Origin of the sequence: Kocuria oceani, assembly GCF_029524215.1 — a bacterium.
GTDB classification, from domain to species: domain Bacteria; phylum Actinomycetota; class Actinomycetes; order Actinomycetales; family Micrococcaceae; genus Kocuria; species Kocuria oceani.
The window spans coordinates 293,754-313,894 of record NZ_JARAMH010000004.1 but is presented as its reverse complement, the minus strand read 5'-3'; the positions used below and the strand labels follow the sequence as shown (position 1 = coordinate 313,894).

22 protein-coding genes and 1 tRNA gene are annotated in these 20,141 nt (G+C 73.3%); 12 read left to right on the top strand and 11 right to left on the bottom strand.

Translation table 11 applies throughout. The features are described 5' to 3' along the window. Positions 1-27: 27 nt before the first annotated feature. Positions 28-405 (bottom strand): thioredoxin family protein, encoded by a 378-nt coding sequence (locus PU704_RS06780; protein WP_075871779.1) that lies wholly within the window; start codon positions 403-405, stop codon positions 28-30. 116 nt (positions 406-521) lie between these two features. Here PU704_RS06780 and PU704_RS06775 point away from each other — a divergent pair, with 116 nt between their 5' ends. Further along, positions 522-1,559, top strand: a complete 1,038-nt coding sequence (locus PU704_RS06775; protein ID WP_277550769.1) for an LLM class flavin-dependent oxidoreductase — start codon at positions 522-524, stop codon at positions 1,557-1,559. A gap of 15 nt (positions 1,560-1,574) precedes the next feature. On the opposite strand, the gene PU704_RS06770 is transcribed toward PU704_RS06775, so the two are convergent. From PU704_RS06770 to PU704_RS06755, 4 genes are all read right to left on the bottom strand, one after another. Continuing rightward, positions 1,575-2,255 carry a class F sortase gene (locus tag PU704_RS06770; RefSeq protein WP_277550768.1) on the bottom strand — a complete coding sequence of 227 codons (681 nt, stop codon included), beginning with the start codon at positions 2,253-2,255 and terminating at the stop codon, positions 1,575-1,577. Between the two features lie 86 nt (positions 2,256-2,341). Next, entirely contained in the window at positions 2,342-3,034 is a 693-nt protein-coding gene (locus PU704_RS06765) for a hypothetical protein (RefSeq protein WP_277550767.1), read from the bottom strand. A gap of 564 nt (positions 3,035-3,598) precedes the next feature. Beyond that, positions 3,599-3,680 (bottom strand) — tRNA-Tyr (locus tag PU704_RS06760). 85 nt (positions 3,681-3,765) lie between these two features. Next, on the bottom strand, positions 3,766-4,074 hold the full coding sequence (locus PU704_RS06755; protein WP_277550766.1) for a hypothetical protein: 309 nt from the start codon (positions 4,072-4,074) through the stop codon (positions 3,766-3,768). A 139-nt stretch (positions 4,075-4,213) separates the two neighbouring features. Between PU704_RS06755 and PU704_RS06750 the strand changes: the two genes are divergently transcribed. Further along, entirely contained in the window at positions 4,214-4,705 is a 492-nt protein-coding gene (locus PU704_RS06750) for a YajQ family cyclic di-GMP-binding protein (RefSeq protein ID WP_277550764.1), read from the top strand. Between the two features lie 15 nt (positions 4,706-4,720). Here PU704_RS06750 and PU704_RS06745 read toward each other — a convergent pair whose 3' ends face one another. Beyond that, positions 4,721-5,833 (bottom strand): tyrosine-type recombinase/integrase, encoded by a 1,113-nt coding sequence (locus tag PU704_RS06745; protein WP_277550762.1) that lies wholly within the window; start codon positions 5,831-5,833, stop codon positions 4,721-4,723. Between the two features lie 4 nt (positions 5,834-5,837). After that, positions 5,838-6,314, bottom strand: coding sequence for a helix-turn-helix domain-containing protein (locus PU704_RS06740; RefSeq protein ID WP_277550761.1), 477 nt, complete (start codon positions 6,312-6,314; stop codon positions 5,838-5,840). Positions 6,315-6,426: 112 nt separating this feature from the next. On the opposite strand from PU704_RS06740, the gene PU704_RS06735 reads away from it, so the two are divergent. The 7 genes from PU704_RS06735 to PU704_RS06705 all read left to right on the top strand — a co-directional run bounded on the left by PU704_RS06735 (position 6,427) and on the right by PU704_RS06705 (position 12,399). Beyond that, complete coding sequence (locus PU704_RS06735) at positions 6,427-6,636, top strand: helix-turn-helix transcriptional regulator (protein WP_277550760.1); 210 nt, start codon at positions 6,427-6,429, stop codon at positions 6,634-6,636. A 139-nt stretch (positions 6,637-6,775) separates the two neighbouring features. Next, positions 6,776-9,028, top strand: a complete 2,253-nt coding sequence (locus PU704_RS06730) for an AAA family ATPase (protein ID WP_277550759.1) — start codon at positions 6,776-6,778, stop codon at positions 9,026-9,028. Positions 9,029-9,184: 156 nt separating this feature from the next. Continuing rightward, on the top strand, positions 9,185-9,475 hold the full coding sequence (locus PU704_RS06725) for a hypothetical protein (protein ID WP_277550758.1): 291 nt from the start codon (positions 9,185-9,187) through the stop codon (positions 9,473-9,475). Next, complete coding sequence (locus tag PU704_RS06720) at positions 9,472-9,807, top strand: WhiB family transcriptional regulator (RefSeq protein WP_277550757.1); 336 nt, start codon at positions 9,472-9,474, stop codon at positions 9,805-9,807. Before PU704_RS06725 ends, PU704_RS06720 begins: the two co-directional genes overlap by 4 nt. 16 nt (positions 9,808-9,823) lie before the next feature. Beyond that, positions 9,824-10,174 carry a hypothetical protein gene (locus PU704_RS06715; RefSeq protein ID WP_277550756.1) on the top strand — a complete coding sequence of 117 codons (351 nt, stop codon included), beginning with the start codon at positions 9,824-9,826 and terminating at the stop codon, positions 10,172-10,174. A gap of 304 nt (positions 10,175-10,478) precedes the next feature. Next, positions 10,479-11,636 carry a phage major capsid protein gene (locus PU704_RS06710; protein WP_277550755.1) on the top strand — a complete coding sequence of 386 codons (1,158 nt, stop codon included), beginning with the start codon at positions 10,479-10,481 and terminating at the stop codon, positions 11,634-11,636. 331 nt (positions 11,637-11,967) lie between these two features. Continuing rightward, on the top strand, positions 11,968-12,399 hold the full coding sequence (locus PU704_RS06705) for a terminase small subunit (RefSeq protein ID WP_277550754.1): 432 nt from the start codon (positions 11,968-11,970) through the stop codon (positions 12,397-12,399). 69 nt (positions 12,400-12,468) lie between these two features. Here the strand turns inward: PU704_RS06705 and PU704_RS06700 are convergent, their stop codons facing one another. Next, entirely contained in the window at positions 12,469-12,954 is a 486-nt protein-coding gene (locus tag PU704_RS06700; protein WP_277550753.1) for a hypothetical protein, read from the bottom strand. A gap of 305 nt (positions 12,955-13,259) precedes the next feature. Between PU704_RS06700 and PU704_RS06695 the strand changes: the two genes are divergently transcribed. Continuing rightward, positions 13,260-13,421 carry a hypothetical protein gene (locus PU704_RS06695; protein WP_158041281.1) on the top strand — a complete coding sequence of 54 codons (162 nt, stop codon included), beginning with the start codon at positions 13,260-13,262 and terminating at the stop codon, positions 13,419-13,421. Positions 13,422-13,513: 92 nt separating this feature from the next. On the opposite strand, the gene htpX is transcribed toward PU704_RS06695, so the two are convergent. After that, complete coding sequence (gene htpX, locus PU704_RS06690) at positions 13,514-14,398, bottom strand: zinc metalloprotease HtpX (protein ID WP_277550752.1); 885 nt, start codon at positions 14,396-14,398, stop codon at positions 13,514-13,516. 189 nt (positions 14,399-14,587) lie between these two features. Continuing rightward, positions 14,588-16,348 carry a zf-HC2 domain-containing protein gene (locus tag PU704_RS06685; protein WP_277550751.1) on the bottom strand — a complete coding sequence of 587 codons (1,761 nt, stop codon included), beginning with the start codon at positions 16,346-16,348 and terminating at the stop codon, positions 14,588-14,590. 298 nt (positions 16,349-16,646) lie between these two features. Here PU704_RS06685 and PU704_RS06680 point away from each other — a divergent pair, with 298 nt between their 5' ends. Then, entirely contained in the window at positions 16,647-17,126 is a 480-nt protein-coding gene (locus PU704_RS06680; RefSeq protein ID WP_277550750.1) for a Fur family transcriptional regulator, read from the top strand. A gap of 89 nt (positions 17,127-17,215) precedes the next feature. Here PU704_RS06680 and PU704_RS06675 read toward each other — a convergent pair whose 3' ends face one another. Further along, positions 17,216-18,640 (bottom strand): SseB family protein, encoded by a 1,425-nt coding sequence (locus PU704_RS06675; protein ID WP_277550749.1) that lies wholly within the window; start codon positions 18,638-18,640, stop codon positions 17,216-17,218. A 224-nt stretch (positions 18,641-18,864) separates the two neighbouring features. Between PU704_RS06675 and PU704_RS06670 the strand changes: the two genes are divergently transcribed. Next, positions 18,865-20,121 carry a DUF6882 domain-containing protein gene (locus PU704_RS06670; protein WP_277550748.1) on the top strand — a complete coding sequence of 419 codons (1,257 nt, stop codon included), beginning with the start codon at positions 18,865-18,867 and terminating at the stop codon, positions 20,119-20,121. The last annotated feature ends 20 nt before the right edge of the window (positions 20,122-20,141 follow it).

The following is a 20,141-nucleotide window of genomic DNA, read 5'->3' as shown; positions in this document are numbered from 1 at the left end:
TCGTCGTGGGCGGGAGCGGAGCGACGCTCAGGCGTCGGTCGCGTCCTGGGACTGCTTGGCGACCTCCGCGCGGACCTCCTCCATGTCGAGGCCCTTGACGGCGTCGATCACCTGGTCGAGAGCGGAGGAGGGCAGCGCGCCGGGCTGGGAGAACACGAGGATGCCCTCGCGGAAGGCCATGAGCGTGGGGATCGAGGAGATCTGCGCCGAGGCGGCGAGCATCTGCTGGTCCTCGGTGTCGACCTTCCCGAAGACGATGTCCTCGTGCTTCTCGGAGGCGGCCTCGTAGGTGGGCGCGAACTGCTTGCACGGTCCGCACCACTCGGCCCACCAGTCGAGCAGGACGATGTCGTTCTCGGCGATGGTCTGGCCCAGGGTGTCCTGGGTGATGTCAACGGTAGCCATGGGATCCAGCGTAGGGGCCGGGCCACCCGGGCGGCACCGGATTTCACTCGTGGCTCAAGACGGGCCCGCGCTGCTCCTACACTGGGGGCCACGACCGGGACGGGCGGAGGCGCACCATGGCATTCGAGATCGGCATCTTCTCCCTCGGCGAGGTCGTCCAGGACCCCGTCACCGGCGCCCGGCCCGACACCCGGCAGCGGCTCGGGGACATGATCGAGCAGGCCGAGGCCGCCGAGCGCGCCGGCCTGACGGTCATGGGCGTCGGGGAGAACCACGGCACGGACGTGGTGGCCGCCTCACCGGTGGTGCTGCTGTCCGCGATCGCCGGCCGCACCAGCCTGCTGCGCCTCACCACCGCCGTGTCCGTGCTCACCGCCGGCAACCCCGTGCAGCTCTACGAGCAGATCGCGATGCTGGACAACATCTCGGGCGGGCGCGCCGAGATGGTCGTGGGCCGCGGCGCGTCCGCACGCGTGCTGCGCGCCCTGGGGCTGGAGGACGCGGACCACGACGCCCTGTTCGAGCAGAAGCTGCTCCAGCTGCTGGAGCTGCTGGAGACGAACCCCTCGACCTTCGACGGCCGGCTCGCCGGCCGGGAGGCCGAGCTCGACCTCCAGCCGCGCCCGCTGCAGGCGCGGCTCCCGGTGTGGGTGGGCTCCTCCGGGACCCTGCACTCGGTGATCCGCGCGGGGGTGCTGGGCCTGCCCCTGGCCCTGCTGCGCACGCACGGGCTCCTCGCCGAGGCGCTCCCGGCCGTGGCGGCCTACCGCCAGGCCCTCGAGGAGTCCGGCCGGGACCCGGCCACCCCGGTGGGCCTCAACGTCCCCGGGTTCGTCGCCCGCACCGCCGAGCAGGCGCGTGAGCTCAGCTATCCCTACTTCGCGGCGGGGGCCCGCAGCCACGGCCCCGTTCTCGCGCGCGATCCCCGGTGGACCCGCGAGGAGTACGACCGGCAGTGCGCTCCGGACGGCTCCCTCGTGGTGGGGGACGTGGACGAGGTCGTCGCGAAGATCGTGGCCCAGCAGCAGGCGCTGGGCCACGAGCGGCTGCTGCTGCGGATGGACGCGGGCGGCGTTCCCCACCACCTGGCGCTCGAGGCGATCACGCTGCTCGGCACCGAGGTGGTGCCCCGGGTGCGGGCCGCGCTGTGCTGAGCGCCCCGGCTGTCCTCAGGCCTGCCCCGACGGCACCGGCGAGGCCGTGAGCACGACGTTCTTGCCCCACAGGTCCTCGGTGTAGCAGCTGACGACGACCAGCCGGTCCGGCACGATCCGCCAGATGTCGCTGTCCTTGAGGGTGTTCTTGTCGTGGGTCACCACGGAGTCCACCCTGTACTCGAGGGTCCCGTTCTCCGTCTCCAGCTCGATCTCGCTCCCCACGAGGCCGGGGTCGCTCAGCCGGTTGAACGGGGCGTCACGGCCCTCCCAGCTGTGCCCCGTGATGTACGTGGTGTTCTCCGAGCCCTCCCCCGGCATGCCGTACGGGGTGAGCCAGTAGCCGTCCAGGGTGTCCGGGGGGACCAGCATCTCGGTGGCCAGCTCCTGCTCGCTGGGGGCCAGGGGCAGCACCGCCACGTCGAGCCGGGCGTCGTCGACCCGCAGCCGGACGGGCGCAGCGGCCTCCGGGCGGGACTCGCCCGGCTCCTGCGCGGCCACGGCGGTCGGACCCGGGGTGGGCGCCGCGGTGGCGGACGCGGCGGGAGCCCGTGGGACGGGCTCCGGCGGGGCCGCGCCGAGCGGGTCCGTCAGCAGCACCGTGGACAGGACCGCCACGGCGCCGAGGCCCCCGGCCGCGGCCGCCCAGCGCGCCCCGGACCGGCGGCGCGGTGCCTGTTGCTGCGTGGGGTCCATGCGGGAGGCCTCCGTGCTCGGGTCGGCAGATGACTGCGCCCTGGTGCCGCGCGAGCGCGGCACCAGGGCGTCTCAGCCTAGCGGGATCAGGCGCGGGTGCGGCGCATCCGGAAGGCCACGGCCCCGGCCACGGCCGCGACGGAGGCCAGCAGCGCGGCGAGCACGCCGGCACCGGGTCCGGTCTCCTCGGCCGTCTGCATGTTGATGCCCTGGTTCACGCCGGAGGCAGAGTCGCCCTCGGCGCCGGTCCAGTCGGCGGTGTCGTCCGAGCCGGTCCAGTCGTCGGCGCCGGTGAACAGCGGGCCGCAGTTCCCCTGGAACAGGGCGACGAGCGCGGCCCCGTCCTCCATGAACACCTCGCCCTGGGCCCGCGCCTCGCGGGCGGTGGACTCGAAGTTCGCCGCCGCGCTGGAGGAGGCCGCGTAGGCCGCGTCGATCGCCGGGTCCTCGGTGGCGTCCGCGTAACCCTGCTGAAGCCCGAGGATGGCGTTCCACGCACCCTGGGCGCGCTCGATGGTGTCGTCGTTCACGATGGCATCCTCCAGCACCGCCTGCTGGGCCTGGAGCTGCGCCAGGACGTCCTGGTCGGTCACGAGGGAGTTGAAGTGCACGCTCGTGTCGTGGAGGTGGTCTGCGGCCGTGACCAGGTTGCTCACGGTGGCGCTCATCTCGGGAGCGGCGCAGGTGTCGGCGTGGGCCGCCGGAGCACCCAGGAACAGGCCGCCCGCCAGGACCGCGGCCGACGAACCGGCGGCCACCCACTTCTTCACAGCAGTCATATCGGTACGTCTCCTCAAATCGTTCAGGACCCCGGGCCTGCCCCTGGGGTACCAGCGCGCGGCACAGTTCTCCTGACGTCCCGGGGTCGTGCACCGGCGGGATCGCGGCAGGGTTCGTCGTGCTGCTGGTTCATCCGGTGCGGGGGGTCCCTGCGCCCAGCTCGGGGGGTGCTGGAACGCGGCCGGATGATGCTGTCGGTTCAAGCTATAAGGATTTGCATCTTTTTAGCAATTGTTAATGGCGCATCGGCGCGGCGGCTCCGCCGCCTGATCCCCTCTTCGGGGGGCGCCGCCCGCGGGACGGCGGGGACGACGTGCCTGCAGCGCCGGACGGCGGCACCCCGGTGGCCGGCCCTTCCCGGCGACCACTCGGGTGCGAAACCGGTCCTGCTCGTCCCGGCGGCGAGGGACCGCCGCGGGCCCTCGGCACGCCTGGAGGACCTCGGAGCCGGCGCGCGCCGCGGTGACGCACTCGGCGGCGACCGGGCCGTCAGCACCCCGACACGAAAAAGCACCCCGGACCTGTGGTCCGGGGTGCTTCCGATGTCCTGAGACATCTCCCTGTGGCAGATGAGGGATTCGAACCCCCGTAGGCAATGCCAGCTGATTTACAGTCAGCCCCCTTTGGCCGCTCGGGTAATCTGCCGGGGTGCGGCCCCCGCGTGCGGGAGCAGTTCAACAGTACAGAAGATCGGGCGGTATGCGAAATTGCCCGACCACGCCCGGCGGGCTCAGGACACGATGCGGTGGTGGACCTGCAGAAGGAAGCGCTCGGCCTGCTGGGTGGTGATCTCCCCGTGGGTGACGGCCTCCGCGAGGTCCTCGGCGATCCCGGCCAGCCGCTCCGCAACCTCGGGTCCGATCGCCGCCGGGGCCGTGGCGACCGTGCTCCCCGCAGCGGCGGTCGCGTCGGCCGCGGCGGGGCCGATCCCGATGCCCATCAGCAGGGCGGCCGCCAGCGCGGTGGCCGCGACGGCGGTCCCGCGCAGGCTCCGAGCCGCACCGGGCACCACGTCGTCGGGGTCCTGGGAGGTGCTCATGCCGCCATCCTCGAAGGCCGACCTGGACGGATCCTTGGGTTCGGATCACGAAACGGTGACGGGGACCGCCCGTTAGACTGGCGCCCAGTCCGGCGGGACGCACGTGGCCCGCCCCACAGCTCACAGTCCGGGAGGCACAATGGCCAGCGAATCCTCGTTCGACGTCGTCAGCAAGGTGGACAAGCAGGAGGTGTCCAACGCCCTGAACCAGGCGCAGAAGGAGATCGCCCAGCGCTACGACTTCAAGGGCGTGGGGGCGGAGATCGACTTCTCCGGCGAGAAGATCCTCATGAAGGCCAACTCGGAGGAGCGGGTCACCGCGGTGCTCGACGTCTTCCAGTCGAAGCTCGTCAAGCGCGGCATCTCCCTGAAGTCCCTCGACGCCGGAGAGCCCTTCGCCTCCGGCAAGGAGAACCGGATCGAGGCCTCCGTCAAGGAGGGCATCGCCCAGGACCAGGCGAAGAAGATCACCAAGCTCATCCGCGACGAGGGCCCCAAGGGTGTGAAGGCCACCATCCAGGGCGACGAGCTGCGGGTGTCCTCCAAGTCCCGCGACGACCTGCAGGACGTGATCGCCCTGCTCAAGGGCTCGGACCTCGAGGTCGACCTGCAGTTCATCAACTACCGCTGATATGCCCTATTTGCCCTAGTCAGCGGCGCGGGCTACCCCGTCAGTCCGCACAGAGTCCGCAGGAGCTCCAAAAACCTGCCCCATGAGGCCGGCCGCGGCCCGGCGCGTCGTGTCCTCCGCGGTCGGCCACAGATGGGAGTACGTCCCGAGCGTGATCGACGCGTTCGAGTGCCCGAGCGCCCGCTGGACCGTCACCACGTCGCACCCGGCCGCGATCAGCCCCGAGGCGTAGAAGTGCCGCAGATCGTGAAGCCTGAACTCCGCGCCGGCCGCTGTGGTCGCCTTGCGCCACCAGTAGCCGACCGCGGCGCGATCCGGAGGGTTGCCGTTGGGTCCCCGGAACAGCCACCCCTCCGCGCCGATGACGCCGGCCTCGACATGGGAGGCGAGGAGGTGCACGAGCGGCTCCGGGAGGTAGACGTCCCGTTCGGACCCGTACTTAGGCGCCCTCACCTCGACCGTTCCGGCGCTCGCCCGCTGGACTTGTCGGGAGACGTGCAAGGTGCGACGGAGGAAGTCCACGTCCCCGAGCTGGACGCCGGCGGCCTCCCCGAGCCGTAGACCGGCGAACGCGCAGAGGGCGAACAGCGGCGCGTAGTGCTCGTCTGCCGCTTCGAGCACCCGGCGCACCTCCCCCGGCGTCGGGACCACCATCGCGTGCTCCCGCTTGCGCGTGGCCGGGAGCCGCACGCCACGCGTCACGTCCTCCGCCAGGCGCCGGTCGGCCACGGCGGCGCGGACGATGATCTTCACGTAGTTGTACCGGGTGCGGACCGTGGACGGCGCCAGCGCCTCCGACATGCCCTTCACCCATGCCTCAACGTGGGAGCGCCTGAGCTTTCCGAAGGGGACGGACGCAAACGAGCAAGAGGCTACGGCCGTGCCGGCGGCGGCCCTCGTGCCGGCGGTCCAGACTTGCCGGGCCACGAACTCCGCGTAGTAGCCGGCGAGCGTCTCACGATCGTGGGCGGGGTCCACGTAGCGGCCGGTGCGGACGGCCGTGGTCACCTCGTCCAGCCACGCCTGGGCGTCCATCTTCCGGGGAAAGTGCCGGGCGTGCTCGCGGCCGTCGCCGTCCCGGTAGCGGGCGCGCCAGGAGCCGTTCTCGCGGCGTTGGATGCTCGCCACGGTCCTACTCCTCGCCCTGACGTTGGAGGACCTGGACCGGCGTCCAGAAGGCTTCGTCCATGAGTGCGCGGTCCAGCGGGTCCAGCCGGTCCAGCACCTCGCGAGGAACGGCCTCGAGGGCGGCGCGCGCCCGCTGGACGCCGCGGGCGGCCGTCAGGAGCCTCTCGTGCTGGCGCTCGACCTCCGCGACGGCGGCGCGGAGGGTCCGCAGCTGAGCGTCCTCGACGTCCCCGCGATCCTCGCCCAGTAGCGCCGAGGCCGGAACGCCGAGCGCCCGCGCGAACGCCAGGACTTCCTCGACGGGCGTGGGGCGGGCGCCGCGCTCGACCTTGGCGACCATCGTCTGTGTGACGGGTGCGCCGCGGCGGGTGGCGAGGCTGGCGAGGGCGTCCTGTGTGAGGCCGGCGCGTGTGCGGTGCTCGCGGAGCGCCGCGCCGAACGCGAGGCGCGCCTCCTGGCCGGTGTTGCCTTCAGTCTCCATAGGCATAAATGGTAGTTGCTCACAGAGCTTGACACAACGACACACAGCCGCTCATGCTTAGTCTCACTGGGACTACTTCAGATAGTTCCAATGAGACAACAGGAGAAGCACGATGAGCACCACCACCGCCCGCACCGCGGACCGCCTCCTCTACGTGGAGGAAGTGGCCGAGATGCTCCGCAAGTCCCCGAACGCGCTCCGGTACATGATCAGCCGCGGCACCGCCCCGAAGTCCGCGAAGGTCGCCGGCCGCCGCATGTTCCGCGAGTCGGACGTCCTCGCCTGGATCGACGGATGCTTCGACGCCGAGGACGCGGCATGAGCGCCGCCGGACATGCGGAAGGCCGGCGCCTCACCGAACGCCGGCCTTCCTGAACCACCCCGAACGACCGCCCCCACTCACAGGGAACAACCGTCAGCGACGCCGCCGCGCGCCGCACAAGAGAAAGAGAACCGTTCTCATGTACTCCGATTCTACCGCCGGCACCGCGGACGTGGGGGCCGCAATGCGCGCCGCAGTGGACGAGCTGGACCTGGCCGGCCTCGCCGCCCTCCCCGTTCAACCGGGAACCAAGAGGCCCGCCGTCCAGTGGAAGGACCTCCAGGGGCAACGCCCCACCGAGGAGCAGCTCGCCGCCTGGTTCGCCCCCGAGCGCCTCGCCGCCGGCGTGGGCGTGGGCGCGATCATGGGCACCGTCTCCGGCGGCGTGGAGCTGACCGAGATTGAGGGGCGCGCCGCCGAGCAGCTCCCTGCGATCGCGGAAGCCATGCGCGCCGCCGGCCTCGCCCTCCTCTGGAAGCGCCTCCAGGCCGGCTGGCTCGAGATTTCGCCAAGCCGCGGCGTCCACTGGCTCTACCGTCTCGAGCTGCCCACCGGCGAGCCGTTCCCCGGCAACACCAAGATCGCGCAGCGCCCAGCCGGCGAGGACGAGCGCGGCCGGCCGATCGTAGAAGTGCTGGCCGAGACAAGGGGGGAGGGCGGGTTCTGCGTACTCCATCCGACTCCGGGGTCCCACCACGAGACGGGCCGCCCCTGGGTCCGTGTGAAGGGCGGACCGCTGTTCCCGGCCGTCCTCACCCTCGAGGAGCGCGCCGCCTTCCACACCGTCCTCCGCGACGTCCTGGACGAGATGCCGGAGCCGCCGGCGCGGAGTGCTGCGCGGACGGACACGGCCGGACGGACAGACGCCTACGGGGACGGGGAGTCGCCCGTGGAGCACTACAACCGCGTGACGGACTGGGAGACGATCCTGGTCCCGAACGGGTGGACGCACGCCTACACGAAGGGCAACGGGGAGAGGCATTGGTTCCGGCCCGGCAAGGACCGCGGCCAGATCAGCGCCACGACCGACCGGCCGAACGACGACGGCGCGTCCCGCCTCTACGTCTTCAGCACCTCGACGGACCTGGAGGCGGAGGTCCCGCTGACGAAGGCGTACGTTGCCGCGCACTACGCCGGGGAGAGCATGTCCGCGCTCGCCGGCCGCCTCCGCCGGGAAGGCTACGGGGATCCGCTCGAGGGGCGGCCGGACGTCCTGGACCTGACCGGACTGCCACGGGCCGGCGAGCGCCACCAGGCGCCCAGGGAGGCTCACCAGGACGCCGCGGACGGCGAGGGCGGGGAGGAGCCGCACGCGCTGAGCGAGCGGGAGAAGCTGATCCTCCTGGAGATGGAGCGGCTCCACGTCCGCGCGGAGGCGAAGCGCAGGCTCGACGCCCAGGAGTGCGACGCCCAGGCGATCCCGGCGCCCGTCCGCCTGGACGAGTTCCTGGCCGTCCCCGACGAGGAAACGGCCTACCGGGTGGAGCAGCTCTGGCCCACCGGCGGGCGCGTCATGCTCGCCGCCCAGTACAAGGCCGGGAAGACGACCCTCATGGGGAACCTGCTCCGCGCCCTCGTGGACGGGGACGACTTCCTGGGCGAGTTCAGCACGGCGCCCGTCCGTGACGTCGTGCTGATCGACAACGAACTGGACCCCCGGACCGTCCGCCGGTGGCTCCGCGCCCAAGGCATCCGCAATCAGGCCGCCGTGCGCGTCCTCCCCATCCGCGGGAAGGTGTCCTCGTTCGACCTCCTGGACGAGGCCACGCGGAGCGCATGGGCGGACGTCATCCGCGGCGCGGACGTGGTGATCCTCGACTGTCTCCGCCCCGTCCTTGACGCGCTGGGGCTGGACGAGAACCACGACGCCGGCCGCTTCCTCGTGGCCTTCGACGCCCTTATCAGCGAGGCGGGCGCGGAGGAGGCTGCCCTCGTGCACCACATGGGCCACAACGGGGAGCGGTCCCGTGGTGACTCCCGGATCCTCGACTGGCCGGACGCCACATGGAAGCTCGTCCGAGAGGACTCCGAGGACCCCTCCTCCCCGCGCTACTTCTCCGCGTTCGGCCGCGACGTAGAGCACCCGGAGACAGCTCTCCAGTTTGACGAGCTGAGCCGGCACCTCAGCATGGGCGCCGGCTCCCGGAAGGACGCGAAGGCCGAGGGCGCGCTGACTGACGTTCTCGCCCTCCTGGACCGAACCTCCGGCGGACTGTCCGGCCGGGCGATCAAGGACGCGCTGCTCGGGGAGTCGGACTGGTCCCGCCAGCAGATCGAGGACGCGATCAAGCTCGGGCGCAAGCGCAGGGAGATTTTCGCCCAGCAGGGTCCGCGTAACTCGACCATCCACACCCGGAATCACCCGCCCAAGGGGTCCGCTCATGAGCTGTGAAGCGGCTCCAGCCGCTCCAGTGTCCCAGTGTCCCGCAGTGCCCCAGCAGTGTCCCGGCACGGTCAGTGTGAGTGTCCCAGTGTCCCTATACAGGGACACTCACACACTGCACGCCCGGCGCCGGACGAGTGTCCCGACAAGAAAGAGAGAAGAACCATGATCCCGAACACGGCGACAAACCTCCGCGCCGTCTACTACTGCGAGACGCCCGAGGGGCAGGAGCCGCGAGCGCTCCCCGGTCAAGGGAGGGGCGGCCTCCTCATGCTGGAAGTACATGCGTGGGACGCCGAGGGATACCCACTCGTCATCTCCCTCGACGCCGGTCGCCTGGTCCGCGCCGAACGACTCCCCGACCACGAGGCCGCATCGGTCGGACTGGAGTATGCCGGCATGGAGTACCTTCCCGCGGCTATGGCACGCGAGCTGAGCGAGGAGGCCGACCAGTGACCGCCCGCAAGCCGCCCGAGCAAGCGCTCGCCAACCAGCACGGCACCGCCCGCCAGGTCCTCGAGCAAGCGCTCGCGGCCGCCGAGCTGTCCGGCCGCCCGATCCCCTGCCGAGGCGCGGAGGCACCCGCCTGGACCGATCCGGACACGGAGACGCTCGAGGTCGCCGCGCTCCTCTGTGAGAACTGTCCGGCGCTTCAGGAGTGCCGGAGCTACGCCGTCCAGGCCGGCGAGGACGGCGGGGCGTACGGCGGCCTCACTCCCGCCCAAATCAGGCGCGCTCGCCGGCGCGCCCAGGAACAGAAGACCCGCCGCGCGGACCGCGCGGCCTGAAGGTAGGAGCAAGGCCATGAGCCAGCACGACCACGAGAACACCGTCCGCGCCGTCGCCACCTGGCGGGCGATGCGGATCATCACCCGCGAAGCCTCCGGGAACTTCGACCTGTCCCGTCAGGCACTCCGGGAAGCGATGCGTGATCAGGACCCGGACGCCTCCTCCGCGTTCATCGCCGCGCTGATCGACGTCGGCGCCCGCTTCTGCAAGCTCGCCGCCGAAGGGCACGAGATGGACCTCCGCGGCCTCGACCTAGCCTTCGTCCGAGATGCTCACCAGGGCGTCCAGGCCGCCCTGGCGGCCGAAGGCGTGGACGCGGACCTCGAGGCGCTCCTGGGCGCGGAGGGCGACGACCGTCAACGGTGACGGCGCGCGGATTACGATGGGAAGCGTCGGGCCGGGGTAGCAAGCTCACAGTCCGCCCCGCCCGACACATTGCCTGAAGGTCCCGCCAGCCGGGGCGCGAAGGAACGCCGAGGAGTCCACCGGGACCAAGGCGGACCCCCGCGCCTCGGCGGCCAGGCCGCAAGGCACACGGATAGGGCACTCCGCCGCGAGTCCTCCGCCGCAAGGCGTTGAGGCCGCCGCCGAGACTCCGCGGATCCGATCAACACACACGCAGCGCGCACGCGCCCCAAGTGCCGTGCGCCCACCTGATCGGAGAACCATCATGAAGACCATCGAGCAGCTCGTGACCGAGGCGAAGACCCTCGTCCAGAAGCACCACGACGGGACCCTGACCCTCGCGGAGGCCGAGCGCATGAACGCCGTCTCCGCAGAGCTGAAGACCGCCCGCGACGCGAAGGCCGCCGCCGGTCCGACCGCCGAGGAGCGGGAGGAGGGCGAGCGCCTCCTCCGCGCCCTGTCCGTCCCCGGTCGGAAGTCGGACGACGGCGAGGACCGCCGCCTCACCCGCGCCGTGTTCAAGTCCGCGGCCCGCGACCTCGCACGCAAGGCGAAGGGCAGCGCGGACGCCTTCCAGGCCAAGGCCCTGACCGTCGGCCAGTACGACGCGCCGCTGACTCTGGCCGCCCCGGCCAGCCTGGGCGAGGCGCCCGCCGGCCTCCTCGAGCAGGTCCCCACGTACGTCTTCGGGGATCGCTACTACTCGTTCCTGAAGCAGACCACCCGGGACCTGAACGCGGCCGTGGTCGCCCCCGGTGCGCTGAAGCCGACCAGCACCATCGGGCTGTCCCAGGTCCGCGACGAGCTGGCCGTGGTCGCCCACGTCTCCGAGCCGGTGGACGAGTACCTCCTCGCGGACGTCCCGTCCGTGGCCGAGGTCGTCGGCAACGAGCTTCTCTACGGTCTGCACTCCGAGCTGGAGCGCCAGTTCCTCCACGGCACCGGGTCCGCCAACGGCGAGCTGAACGGCATCCTCAACCAGTCCGGCGTCCAGGTCATCAACACCGGCGCCCGGCCCATCGACCGGCTCCGCTCCGCCCTGACCGCCCTCGAGGTCCAGGGCTACCGGGCCGGCGTCATCGCCCTGCACCCGCTCGACTGGGAAAAGGTCGAGACGGCCACGGCCTCCGGGTCCGGGGAGCTGCTCCTCCCGTACGGTCCCACTGCCACCGTGGACCCGATCACCCGCCGGCTGTGGGGCGCCCGCGTCGCCACGTCCACCGCTGTCAACGTCGGGGAGGCGATCGTCATCGACCCGCTGACCGTGGGTCTGGCGACGGACGGGAACATCAGCCTGAACATCGGACAGCCGGGTGACACCTTCAACCGGAACCAGGTCGTGTTCCGCAACGAAGGCCGCTTCGGCGTAATGCTCAAGCAAGCCGCGGGCGTCGTCCGTGTGACCCTCGAGGGCGCGGCGTGATGATCCCGCACAGGTTGCTGGCCGTGGTCCTCGCCGTCGTGGAGACGGCAGTCCGGCTGATCCTGTGAGCGGGTGGACCCGGTGCCGGTATCCGGTGCCGGGTCCGTCCCGTTCAGGGGTTCCCGGCGGGGAGGGGCGGGTCCCGTCTTGAAGCACGGTCCCCGGAGACGGGGGCTCCGGTAGCCGTCCACGCGCGATGAAGTTCGACCCACCCCCCTCCAGCCGGTCGCAGGAGCCGCCAGGAGCCCACAGGAACGGCCGGAGGATCCCCTGGCGGTCCACGGCACGACAGGCGCCCACGAGGGCGCACAGAGACGACAGGAGCAGGACGATGATCGAGCAGGAGAAGACGCTGACGGAGGCCGTGGAGGAGGCCCTGGCCGGCATGGACTGGCTCAAGCCGGCGGACGACGCAATGGTGCAGCTCGTGCGGAAGTACGCAGCCGTGCTGGACGACTCCTCCGCGCCCGGGACGGACCCGGCCGTGGCCGTGAAGGCCCTGTACCTGGCGCCGCACATGACGCGGGCGCTGGAGCAGTTGGGCGGCACGCCGACCGCGCGCGGGGAGTTCCGGGAGGCGGAGAAGGCGGAGCGGGCAGCGGCGCCGGTGGAGGACACGCTGGCGCGCCTGTCCGCTCGCGCCCGTGGGATCGCCGGGTCGCAGGGCGCCGTGGAGGAAGAGGACGGCGAGGAGCGGGAGCCGGTCGCCGCGGTGGCGGCCGGGCCGGGGCGGCCGGGGCGCGCTCGCCGGCGGACCCGCTGACCGCCCCTCCGCGCCGTGAAGGCCGGCCACCCGCTCGAGGTGGCCGGCCTTCGTCGTGTCCGGGGCCAGTCAGTCGAGCGTTGCCGACAGGACGTGCACGGCGTGGAGCAGGGCGTCCACGGCGCGGGAGTCCTGGCCGCCCCGAGCCTCCAGAGTGATGGGCGTCCACCCCGGTCCGCGGCCCAGCTCGACCTTCAGCCGGATGATCCCGGAACGGAGGCGGCGCGCGCCGTCCGAGATGTGCGGGACCACGTTCAGCGCCGTCAGGTTCAGCCGCATGATTTGCACGTCCAGCGGCCTCCGCTCGCCGTACTCCGTCGTCAGGACGGTGGAGGCCGTGAGGACGTGGAGCTTGCCGGACTCGTCGCGTGTGGCGTCGCTGACGTCCGTGGGCCAGACGTACAGGGGCGCCGTGTCCCCGAGGACGGCGGCGAGCCGGGTCAGCGCGTTGCCGGTGGGCGCGGAGGTGCCCATCAGGTGAAGCGTGTCGAGGTCCGCAGACAGGAGGTCGTAGAGGCGTTCGGCGCGCTCCGTGAGGTCTTCGTGAGTGGTCATCGCGTCTCTCCGATCGGTGGGGGGCGGGGGGATGCTCCGAGCGTAGCGGCCGCTTCGGACGAGCTATCGCAGTCCGCAGAGAGTCCGCAGAAAGTCCGCAGGAGCACCGTCTCCGGCTCACTCCCAGTCACACGAGTTCCGCGGAATGGCGCGGATTCTAGGCGTTCAGTCACGGGCGCAAATACCCCGGCCCAGTTCATCAACTACCGCTGAGCCCGGGCGCCGGCCGCGGCGGGGCGCCGCGGCGTCGGACGGTCCCTGCGGCACGTCTGGTCGGCGGGTCCGCCCGGGGCTACGGTCGGTGCATGATGACCGCGCACCGGCTCGAGGAGATCCGCAGCTTCCACGCCGCGCTGTCGAGCAGGTACCGGACGGATCCCGCAGCGATCAACGCCCTGGAGCGGCACGCGGTGCTCAGCATGATGGCCGAGCTGCTCGAGCACGCCGAGGAGACGCTCGAGCGGTGACGACGACGCCCCGCCTGCCGTGCGGCAGACGGGGCGTCGTCATGCCCGATGGAGGTCTCCGGCACCTGTCCTCAGGGGGACGGCGCGCCGGCTCAGCGGCGGCCCAGCCCGGCCATGCCCTCGAGCCGGGCCACGCGGTCGGCGGTCGGCGGGTGGGTGCGGAACAGGCTGGACGCCCCGCCGCCCCGGAAGGGATTGGCGATCATCAGGTGCGAGGTGTTGACGAGCTTCTGGTCCGCCGGGTTCAGCGGCCGCACGCTGGTGCCCGCCTCGATCTTGCGCAGGGCCGAGGCGAGGGCCAGCGGGTCGCCCGTGAGCTGGGCGCCGTCCTGGTCCGCGTCGTACTCGCGGGTCCGGGAGACGGCGAGCTGGATGATCGTGGCGGCCAGGGGGGCGAGGAAGGCCAGCAGCAGCCCGACCAGCGGATTGCCGCGGTCGCCGTCCCGGCCGCCGCCGAAGATGGCCGTGAACTGCAGGAACTGGGCCGCGGAGGTGATGATGCCGGCGACGGCCGCGGCGATCGAGGACGTGAGGATGTCGCGGTTGTACACGTGCATCAGCTCGTGGCCCAGCACGCCGCGCAGCTCCCGCTCGTCGAGCAGCTGCAGGATGCCCTCGGTCACGCACACGGCCGCGTGCTCGGGGTCGCGCCCCGTCGCGAAGGCGTTGGGGCTCATGGTCGGGGCGATGTAGAGCCGCGGCATCGGCTGGTTCGCCCGCCGGGACAGCTCTCGCACGATCCGGTGGTATCCGGGGGCCTGCTGCTCCGTGACGGGAATGGCGCGCATGGACCGGAGCGCCAGCTTGTCGCTGTTCCAGTAGCTGTAGGCGGTGGAGGCCAGCCCGATGAGGGCGAAGACCCAGATGAAGACGCTGCTGCCCGTGCCGCTGGCCACCACCCACCCGATCGCGAGCAGCACCCCCCACAGGCCGCCGAGCAGCAGGACGGTCTTCAGTCCGTTGTGGTGCTGGTGCATCGTGGGCGCGGCTCCTTCTGCCGGGGGCGTGGACTACTGCTCAGGACAACGGCGCCGGGGGCCGCCCTCTTCCCGCCCTGCCGTGCGCACGGCGAGTTCCCAGGCGGCTCCGAGCATCGGATGCCCGAGCCCTCTTCTTGGAGCACCCCCGGGTGCTCCGCCGGCCCGACGGCGCGGCGGAGCCCCGGCTCAGGCGCTCGGGGTGGATCCGCCGGCGGGAGCACTCCCGCCGGGCGCAGGGTCGGTGGCCGGCGCGGTGGCCGGGACGTCCGGGGCCGACGGTCCCGGCTCGGGCGCCGGCGGCCTGCCGGGGGTGTCGGCGGGCGGGGTGCTCGGCGGCGCCGGCGGGGCGCTGGGCGGCTCGGCCGGGGCGGTGCCCGGCTGCTCGGCCGGCGGGCTCGCCGGAGGCGTCGTCGGCGGGGCAGCGGGCGGTTCCGCCGGGACGGTGCCCGGCTGCTCGGCGGGCGGGGTGCTGGGCGGTTCCGCCGGGACGGTGCCCGGCTGCTCGGCGGGAGGGGTTCCCGGCGGCTCCGCCGGGCGGTCGCCGGGCCGGTCCTGGACCGGTGGTCCGGCCGGGTCGCGGGGAGCCGGGGCGGGACCGTCCTGGGGCGCAGGTGTCCTGCCGCTCCCTCCGTCCGTCGCGGCGCCGCCGGAGCCACTCCGCCCGTCCGGGGTGCCCCGCCCGTCCGGGGTGCTGCCGCCGTCGGCGGTGCGCTCCCCCGCCGGCGCGTCCGCTCCGGTGCGCTCCGCCGCGGCGCCGTCTCCTCCGTTCGTCCTCGAGGAGGCCGCGGTCCGGTCACCGTCGTCGCCCGGTGCCCCCGCCCCGCCGTCCGTGGCGTGGCCGTCCGCCGTGCCGATCGGCCCGCGGGCCGCGGTCCGGGCGGTAGCGGCGGCCTCCGTCAACGGGCCCGGAGAGGGATCGACGACGGGCAGGGACGGCACGCCGGCGCCCGAGCAGGGACCGCCGGCGAGCGCCCGGTCGTCCCCGTCCTCGGCGGTGGACGTCGACGAGGAGCCGCTCGGGGTGCCCAGGCCGGCGCCCCCGCCGTCGGCGGCCCGGGTCGTCCCGTCCCCCGGCCCGCCCGGGCCCGTCACCGCCAGCCCGGCGAGCGCGGCGGCCGCCGCGAGCGTGCCGGCGCCCAGCAGGACCTTCCGTCCCCGCCGCGCGGTGCCGACGGCGGCCAGGGACCCTCCGGCGAGGTCCGCCCTCGGGACGGCGGCCGGGCGCTCCGCACCCGCCCGGCCGGCCGTGCGCACGATCTCGCCGAGCTCGTCCACGGTGTTCCCCCACAGGGGCACACCGGCGAGGACCGGCAGCACCCAGCCGCGGAGACCGGCCTCGGTGTCCTGCAGGTACAGGAGGTCGGCGGTGCAGCGGGGGCACCCGTCCAGGTGCGCCTCGACGTCGCTCCGCCGCGGCCCGGGCAGGACCCCGTCCACGAAGGCTCCGAGCTCCCCGGCGCACTGCTCGCAGGCGGACGTGCGGGGGTGGTCGAGCCGGAGCCTCCGGTAGGCGGCTCGCAGCCCGGCGCGCGCCTCGAGGTGCAGCGCGGTGGTGGCGGCGGTGCTCAGGCCGAGGACCGCGGCGGTCCGCTCCAGCGGCAGCGCCTCCACCTCGGCGTGCCACAGCACGGCCTGCCAGACCGGGGGCAGCCCGAGGTAGACGCGGGACACGGCCTCGGCGGAGCGCGGCGGCTCGGCCCCGGCCCGGCCCACGACGCCGACCAGCCGGGCGCGGAGGAAGGCCTCCGGTCCGTCGCCGGCGGGCAGGTCCGCGACGACCTGGTCCACCGCGGTGCCGGCCAGCTGCTCCGCGTCGGGGCGGCTGGGGGTGTGGAGGCGAGCCACGGCCACGGCCGTGGGCCAGTGCCGGTCCCTGAGGTCCTGGAACGCGTGGGGCTGTCCCGCCCGCACGGCGGCGAGCAGCTCCTCGTCGGTGGTGCGCGTCATGGGTCTCCGTCGCTCTTGGGAGGGGGCGGCTGCAGGGCGGTGCGGGGCGACCCGGAAGTGCTCTCGCGATGCCCGGCCCCCTACCCGGACGGTGCCGGCGCGCGGCCGAGGCGTGCGCCTCCTGCTGCGGATCCCCCGATCCCCCGCACCCCATCGTAGGTGGGGCCGCGGGACGGTGGCACGGCGCCCGCGTCACGCCGCCTTTTCGTTCGTAACACGGGCGTGGGGGCGCACACCGGCGGGCCTGGTGACCTCCCGCACTATTGTGAGTTCATCGTGATAACGCTACGGTAGTGGCATGCAGACAACGGAACGCCCCGCCCCGGACGCCGGCCGCACCGCCGCGTGGTCGGACCGGTTGCGCTCCCACGGCCGCCGCGTCACCAAGCAGCGGCTGGCCGTCCTCGACGCGGTCGAACGCCGCCCGCACTCCACCGCGGAGGACGTGGTGGCCGAGGTCCGCGCGGTGCTGCCGGCGATCACCGTGCAGTCCGTCTACGTGGTGCTCTCGGACCTCACCGCGGTCGGCATGCTGCGCAAGTTCGAGCCGCCGGCCTCGCCGGCCCTGTACGAGACCCGCACCGGGGACAACCACCACCACGCCTACTGCGTGCGCTGCGGGGCGGTCGTCGACGTCGACTGCGCCGTCGGCCACGCCCCGTGCCTCACGCCCTCGGAGCACCACGGCATGCAGCTGCTGGCCGCCGACGTCGTCTACCAGGGCATCTGCGCCGACTGCCTGGCCGCCGCACCGGCCCCGCTGAACGACGCCGACTGACCGTCCCCGGCTGAACGAGGCCCGCCGAACGCCCCCCTCCCCGGCCTTCGGCCCCGGCCGAGCGGCGTCGACGGGCGCCGCCGCCGGGCTCAGTCCTCGCGCGGTTCCCGGGCGGCGCGCCGCCCCGCGGACGGTTCCGCCCGCTCCTCCTGCGCGTCCTCCTGCTGCGCGTCCGGTTTCTGAGTGTCCTCCTTCTCCACGAGGGCCAGCAGCTCCCGGAGCTGCTCGGCGGTCAGCGTCGCCACGGGCGGGTGGGCGTTGATGCACACCTTCGCCGCCCCCGAGTCCAGGGCGAAGCCCAGTGCCTGGCGCGACGGCGCGGACCGCACCTCCAGGCCCGGGTCCAGGGCGGCGACCTCCGCCGCGGAGGTGAACAGCAGCAGGGTGTCGGGGGTCGCGCCCTCCTCCTGCGGCTTGGCGTAGACCGGGACGGCCCGTTCACCCTGCACGCGGGCGCCGAGCAGCAGCACCCCGTCCGGGGCCAGGAGCCCGGCGAGCAGCTGGGACATGTTGTTCTCGAGCATCGCCGCCTTGACCACGTCGTTGTGCGGAGCCCGCACCGCCCACTGGATCTGGGGCCGGCTGATCCGGCAGCCACGGTGTGCGGGGTCGATGACCAGGTGGTCGTGCTGGGGGTCGTCCGCCAGCATCTGCAGCACCTTCACGGCCGACTCGCGCAGCAGCACGGGCTTGCCCCCGTCCGGGTGGTGCCGGTCGAACATGGCCTGTGCCTCGGCGGCCGACGTGTACGCGGCCAGCGACCGGGTCCCGTCGGGTTCGGAAAGGGTCTGGACGCGCAGCGTCGATCCCGGCCCGACAGCCTGCCCGTCGGGGCCCTCGACCAGCGTGCTCGAGGTGACGTCGAGCAGCAGGGACCCGGCCATGCACTGGCGGATGACCTCGATCATCGCCTTGTTGTCGGGGGCCTCCACGAACCGGTCGATGGCCGCCCGCACCAGCGGGTGCACCACGCCCTCGCGCTCCGGCTCCTGCTCGGCGCCCGGGTCCAGGGCCGGCAGCTCGACGCCCTCCCGCGCGGCGAGCTCGGTCGCCCACCCCGGGATCCTGGCCCGGGTGCGCGGGAAGCTCCGGAGGTGCTCGAGCAGGTCCTGTGCCGTCCAGGACCCCTCGGCCCCCCACGGCCGCGGCTCGCCCTCGAGGTCGTAGGTCCCGCCGATCCGGTGGGTGGGCTCGGGCCAGCCCTCCGCGAGGATCACCACGGTCGCGGTGAACCAGGTCCCGCGGCCCCGCACGTAGGAGCGGTCCCGCAGCTGCTCGACCGCCGGGATGACGGCGCTGTCCTCCTTGATGGGGCCCACGGTGCCGGGCACCGTCTCCTGCCCGCGCTGCTCGCGCACGCGCAGGTGGACGCGGCCGCCCTGGAACTTGAGGTCCACGATCATCCGGTCCCATCCCGGCTCGGTGCGCAGCACCGAGAGGATCCAGGTGCCGATGGTGTTCAGCAGCTCCTGCCGGCCCGGTCCGGGGGTCGGGGTGGCGGGGGTCTGGCTCATGCGGTGGCTCGTTCCCGGCCCGCGCGGGGCCTGCTCGGATCGTGGTGGTCTCGTCGGACGGCCACGGGCGGGACGCGGCGCCGCGGAGCCCGGAGGCCTCGCCCACCACCCTACCGAAGGCCCTCCGCCGCGCCCCTGCACCGCGGCGCCGGCGGGGTCCCCGACGCACGCCGGAGGCCCCGCCGTGACGCTCCCGCGTCCGGGATGGTTGCTAGCCTGGACGCATGACGAAAACGCTGCAGGATCTGATCGACGAGTCGATCTTCATCTCCACCGAGTACCAGGCCAGGCTGGCCGAGCTGACCCAGGGCGCCGAGTGGGACGTCGACTTCTCCGCCCCCGCGTTCACCCTGCAGACCGACCCGCCCGTGAGCCTCACCCCGTACCTGCTGGGCACCGAGTCCGCCTCGCGCGGGTCCTGGATCTGGTCCTGGCAGGAGCTGGGCCACTTCCCGGACACCGTGGTCTCCGCCGCGGTGCAGGCACGGGAGGCCGGCCGGCGCCTGGGCGTGGAGGAGCTGTCCACCGACGAGCTGCCCGTGGCGGACGGACTCGCCCGCCGGCTGACGCTCGCGGCCAAGGCCGTGACCGGTGTCTACGCGCACTACCCCGCGGGCGCCGGCGGCGGGGTCACCGCGTGGCTGCTGCTGGAGGGCCCCGAGTTCGAGCTGCCCGAGCTCACCGTGGAGCGGATGATGCGGGTCATCGCCGAGGCGCTGACCACCGACACCGCGGTGGACCACAACCTCGCGGTGGACTCCTACGCCAAGCTGCGCGGCGCGCACATCGAGTGGGACACCGAGGCGACGTGCGTGGTCACCGTCCGGGACGGCGCCCAGCGCTTCTGGTTCGACGACCACCAGATCTCCGGCGTCGAGCCCGCCGAGCCCACTGTCGGCCCCGACGTGCTCGCGGACCTCGCGGCGGACGCCCGTGCCCGGGCCGTGGCCCTGCGCGAGGACCGGGCCGCCGCGGAGAGCACGGCCGCCCGCGAGGCGAGCCGGCCGCAGGCCGCCGCGCCCGAGGCGGCCCCGGTGCCCGCCGACGCCCGGCAGGAGGAGTCCGAGCCGCTGGAGGTCCCCGACTTCGTGGAGACGGAGCACGTGGCCCCGGAGCACGCGGCGCCGGCGCGCGAGACCGAGCAGCCCCGGGAGACCCCGGAACCGGTCGCGGCCGCCGCGGACGGCGATCTGCCCTTCGACCAGGAACCCTCGGACCGGGACGTGCGTCCCGGCCGGGTGAGCACCACGGTGGTTCCCGGGCCCGAGCCCGTCCGCCCCGCCGCGGAGGAGCCCCGCGAGCCGGTCGCCGAGCGGACCCCGGAGCCCGCCGCCGAGCGCGAGGTGGAGCGGGAGGTCGTGGCCGGTCCCGGCGTCCCGGGCAGCGCCGAGGCCGAGCCCGTGGTGGAGGGCGAGGAGCCGGCCGAGGAGGAGCAGGGCGAGCGGAAGAAGGGCTTCTTCAGCCGATTCTTCGGCCTCTGAGCCCCGGCGGTACCCTCGAG

Bases quoted from the DNA above. Each gene is read 5' to 3' on its own strand.
- PU704_RS06695 (WP_158041281.1), top strand. From the start codon at position 13,260: ATGATGACCGCGCACCGGCTCGAGGAGATCCGCAGCTTCCACGCCGCG.
- PU704_RS06680 (WP_277550750.1), top strand. From the start codon at position 16,647: ATGCAGACAACGGAACGCCCCGCCCCGGACGCCGGCCGCACCGCCGCG.
- PU704_RS06670 (WP_277550748.1), top strand. From the start codon at position 18,865: ATGACGAAAACGCTGCAGGATCTGATCGACGAGTCGATCTTCATCTCC.
- PU704_RS06780 (WP_075871779.1), bottom strand. From the start codon at position 405: ATGGCTACCGTTGACATCACCCAGGACACCCTGGGCCAGACCATCGCC.
- PU704_RS06685 (WP_277550751.1), bottom strand. From the start codon at position 16,348: ATGACGCGCACCACCGACGAGGAGCTGCTCGCCGCCGTGCGGGCGGGA.
- PU704_RS06730 (WP_277550759.1), top strand. From the start codon at position 6,776: ATGTACTCCGATTCTACCGCCGGCACCGCGGACGTGGGGGCCGCAATG.
- PU704_RS06765 (WP_277550767.1), bottom strand. From the start codon at position 3,034: ATGACTGCTGTGAAGAAGTGGGTGGCCGCCGGTTCGTCGGCCGCGGTC.
- PU704_RS06725 (WP_277550758.1), top strand. From the start codon at position 9,185: ATGATCCCGAACACGGCGACAAACCTCCGCGCCGTCTACTACTGCGAG.
- PU704_RS06700 (WP_277550753.1), bottom strand. From the start codon at position 12,954: ATGACCACTCACGAAGACCTCACGGAGCGCGCCGAACGCCTCTACGAC.
- PU704_RS06740 (WP_277550761.1), bottom strand. From the start codon at position 6,314: ATGGAGACTGAAGGCAACACCGGCCAGGAGGCGCGCCTCGCGTTCGGC.
- PU704_RS06735 (WP_277550760.1), top strand. From the start codon at position 6,427: ATGAGCACCACCACCGCCCGCACCGCGGACCGCCTCCTCTACGTGGAG.
- PU704_RS06675 (WP_277550749.1), bottom strand. From the start codon at position 18,640: ATGAGCCAGACCCCCGCCACCCCGACCCCCGGACCGGGCCGGCAGGAG.
- PU704_RS06705 (WP_277550754.1), top strand. From the start codon at position 11,968: ATGATCGAGCAGGAGAAGACGCTGACGGAGGCCGTGGAGGAGGCCCTG.
- PU704_RS06715 (WP_277550756.1), top strand. From the start codon at position 9,824: ATGAGCCAGCACGACCACGAGAACACCGTCCGCGCCGTCGCCACCTGG.
- PU704_RS06775 (WP_277550769.1), top strand. From the start codon at position 522: ATGGCATTCGAGATCGGCATCTTCTCCCTCGGCGAGGTCGTCCAGGAC.
- PU704_RS06770 (WP_277550768.1), bottom strand. From the start codon at position 2,255: ATGGACCCCACGCAGCAACAGGCACCGCGCCGCCGGTCCGGGGCGCGC.
- PU704_RS06750 (WP_277550764.1), top strand. From the start codon at position 4,214: ATGGCCAGCGAATCCTCGTTCGACGTCGTCAGCAAGGTGGACAAGCAG.
- htpX (WP_277550752.1), bottom strand. From the start codon at position 14,398: ATGCACCAGCACCACAACGGACTGAAGACCGTCCTGCTGCTCGGCGGC.
- PU704_RS06755 (WP_277550766.1), bottom strand. From the start codon at position 4,074: ATGAGCACCTCCCAGGACCCCGACGACGTGGTGCCCGGTGCGGCTCGG.
- PU704_RS06710 (WP_277550755.1), top strand. From the start codon at position 10,479: ATGAAGACCATCGAGCAGCTCGTGACCGAGGCGAAGACCCTCGTCCAG.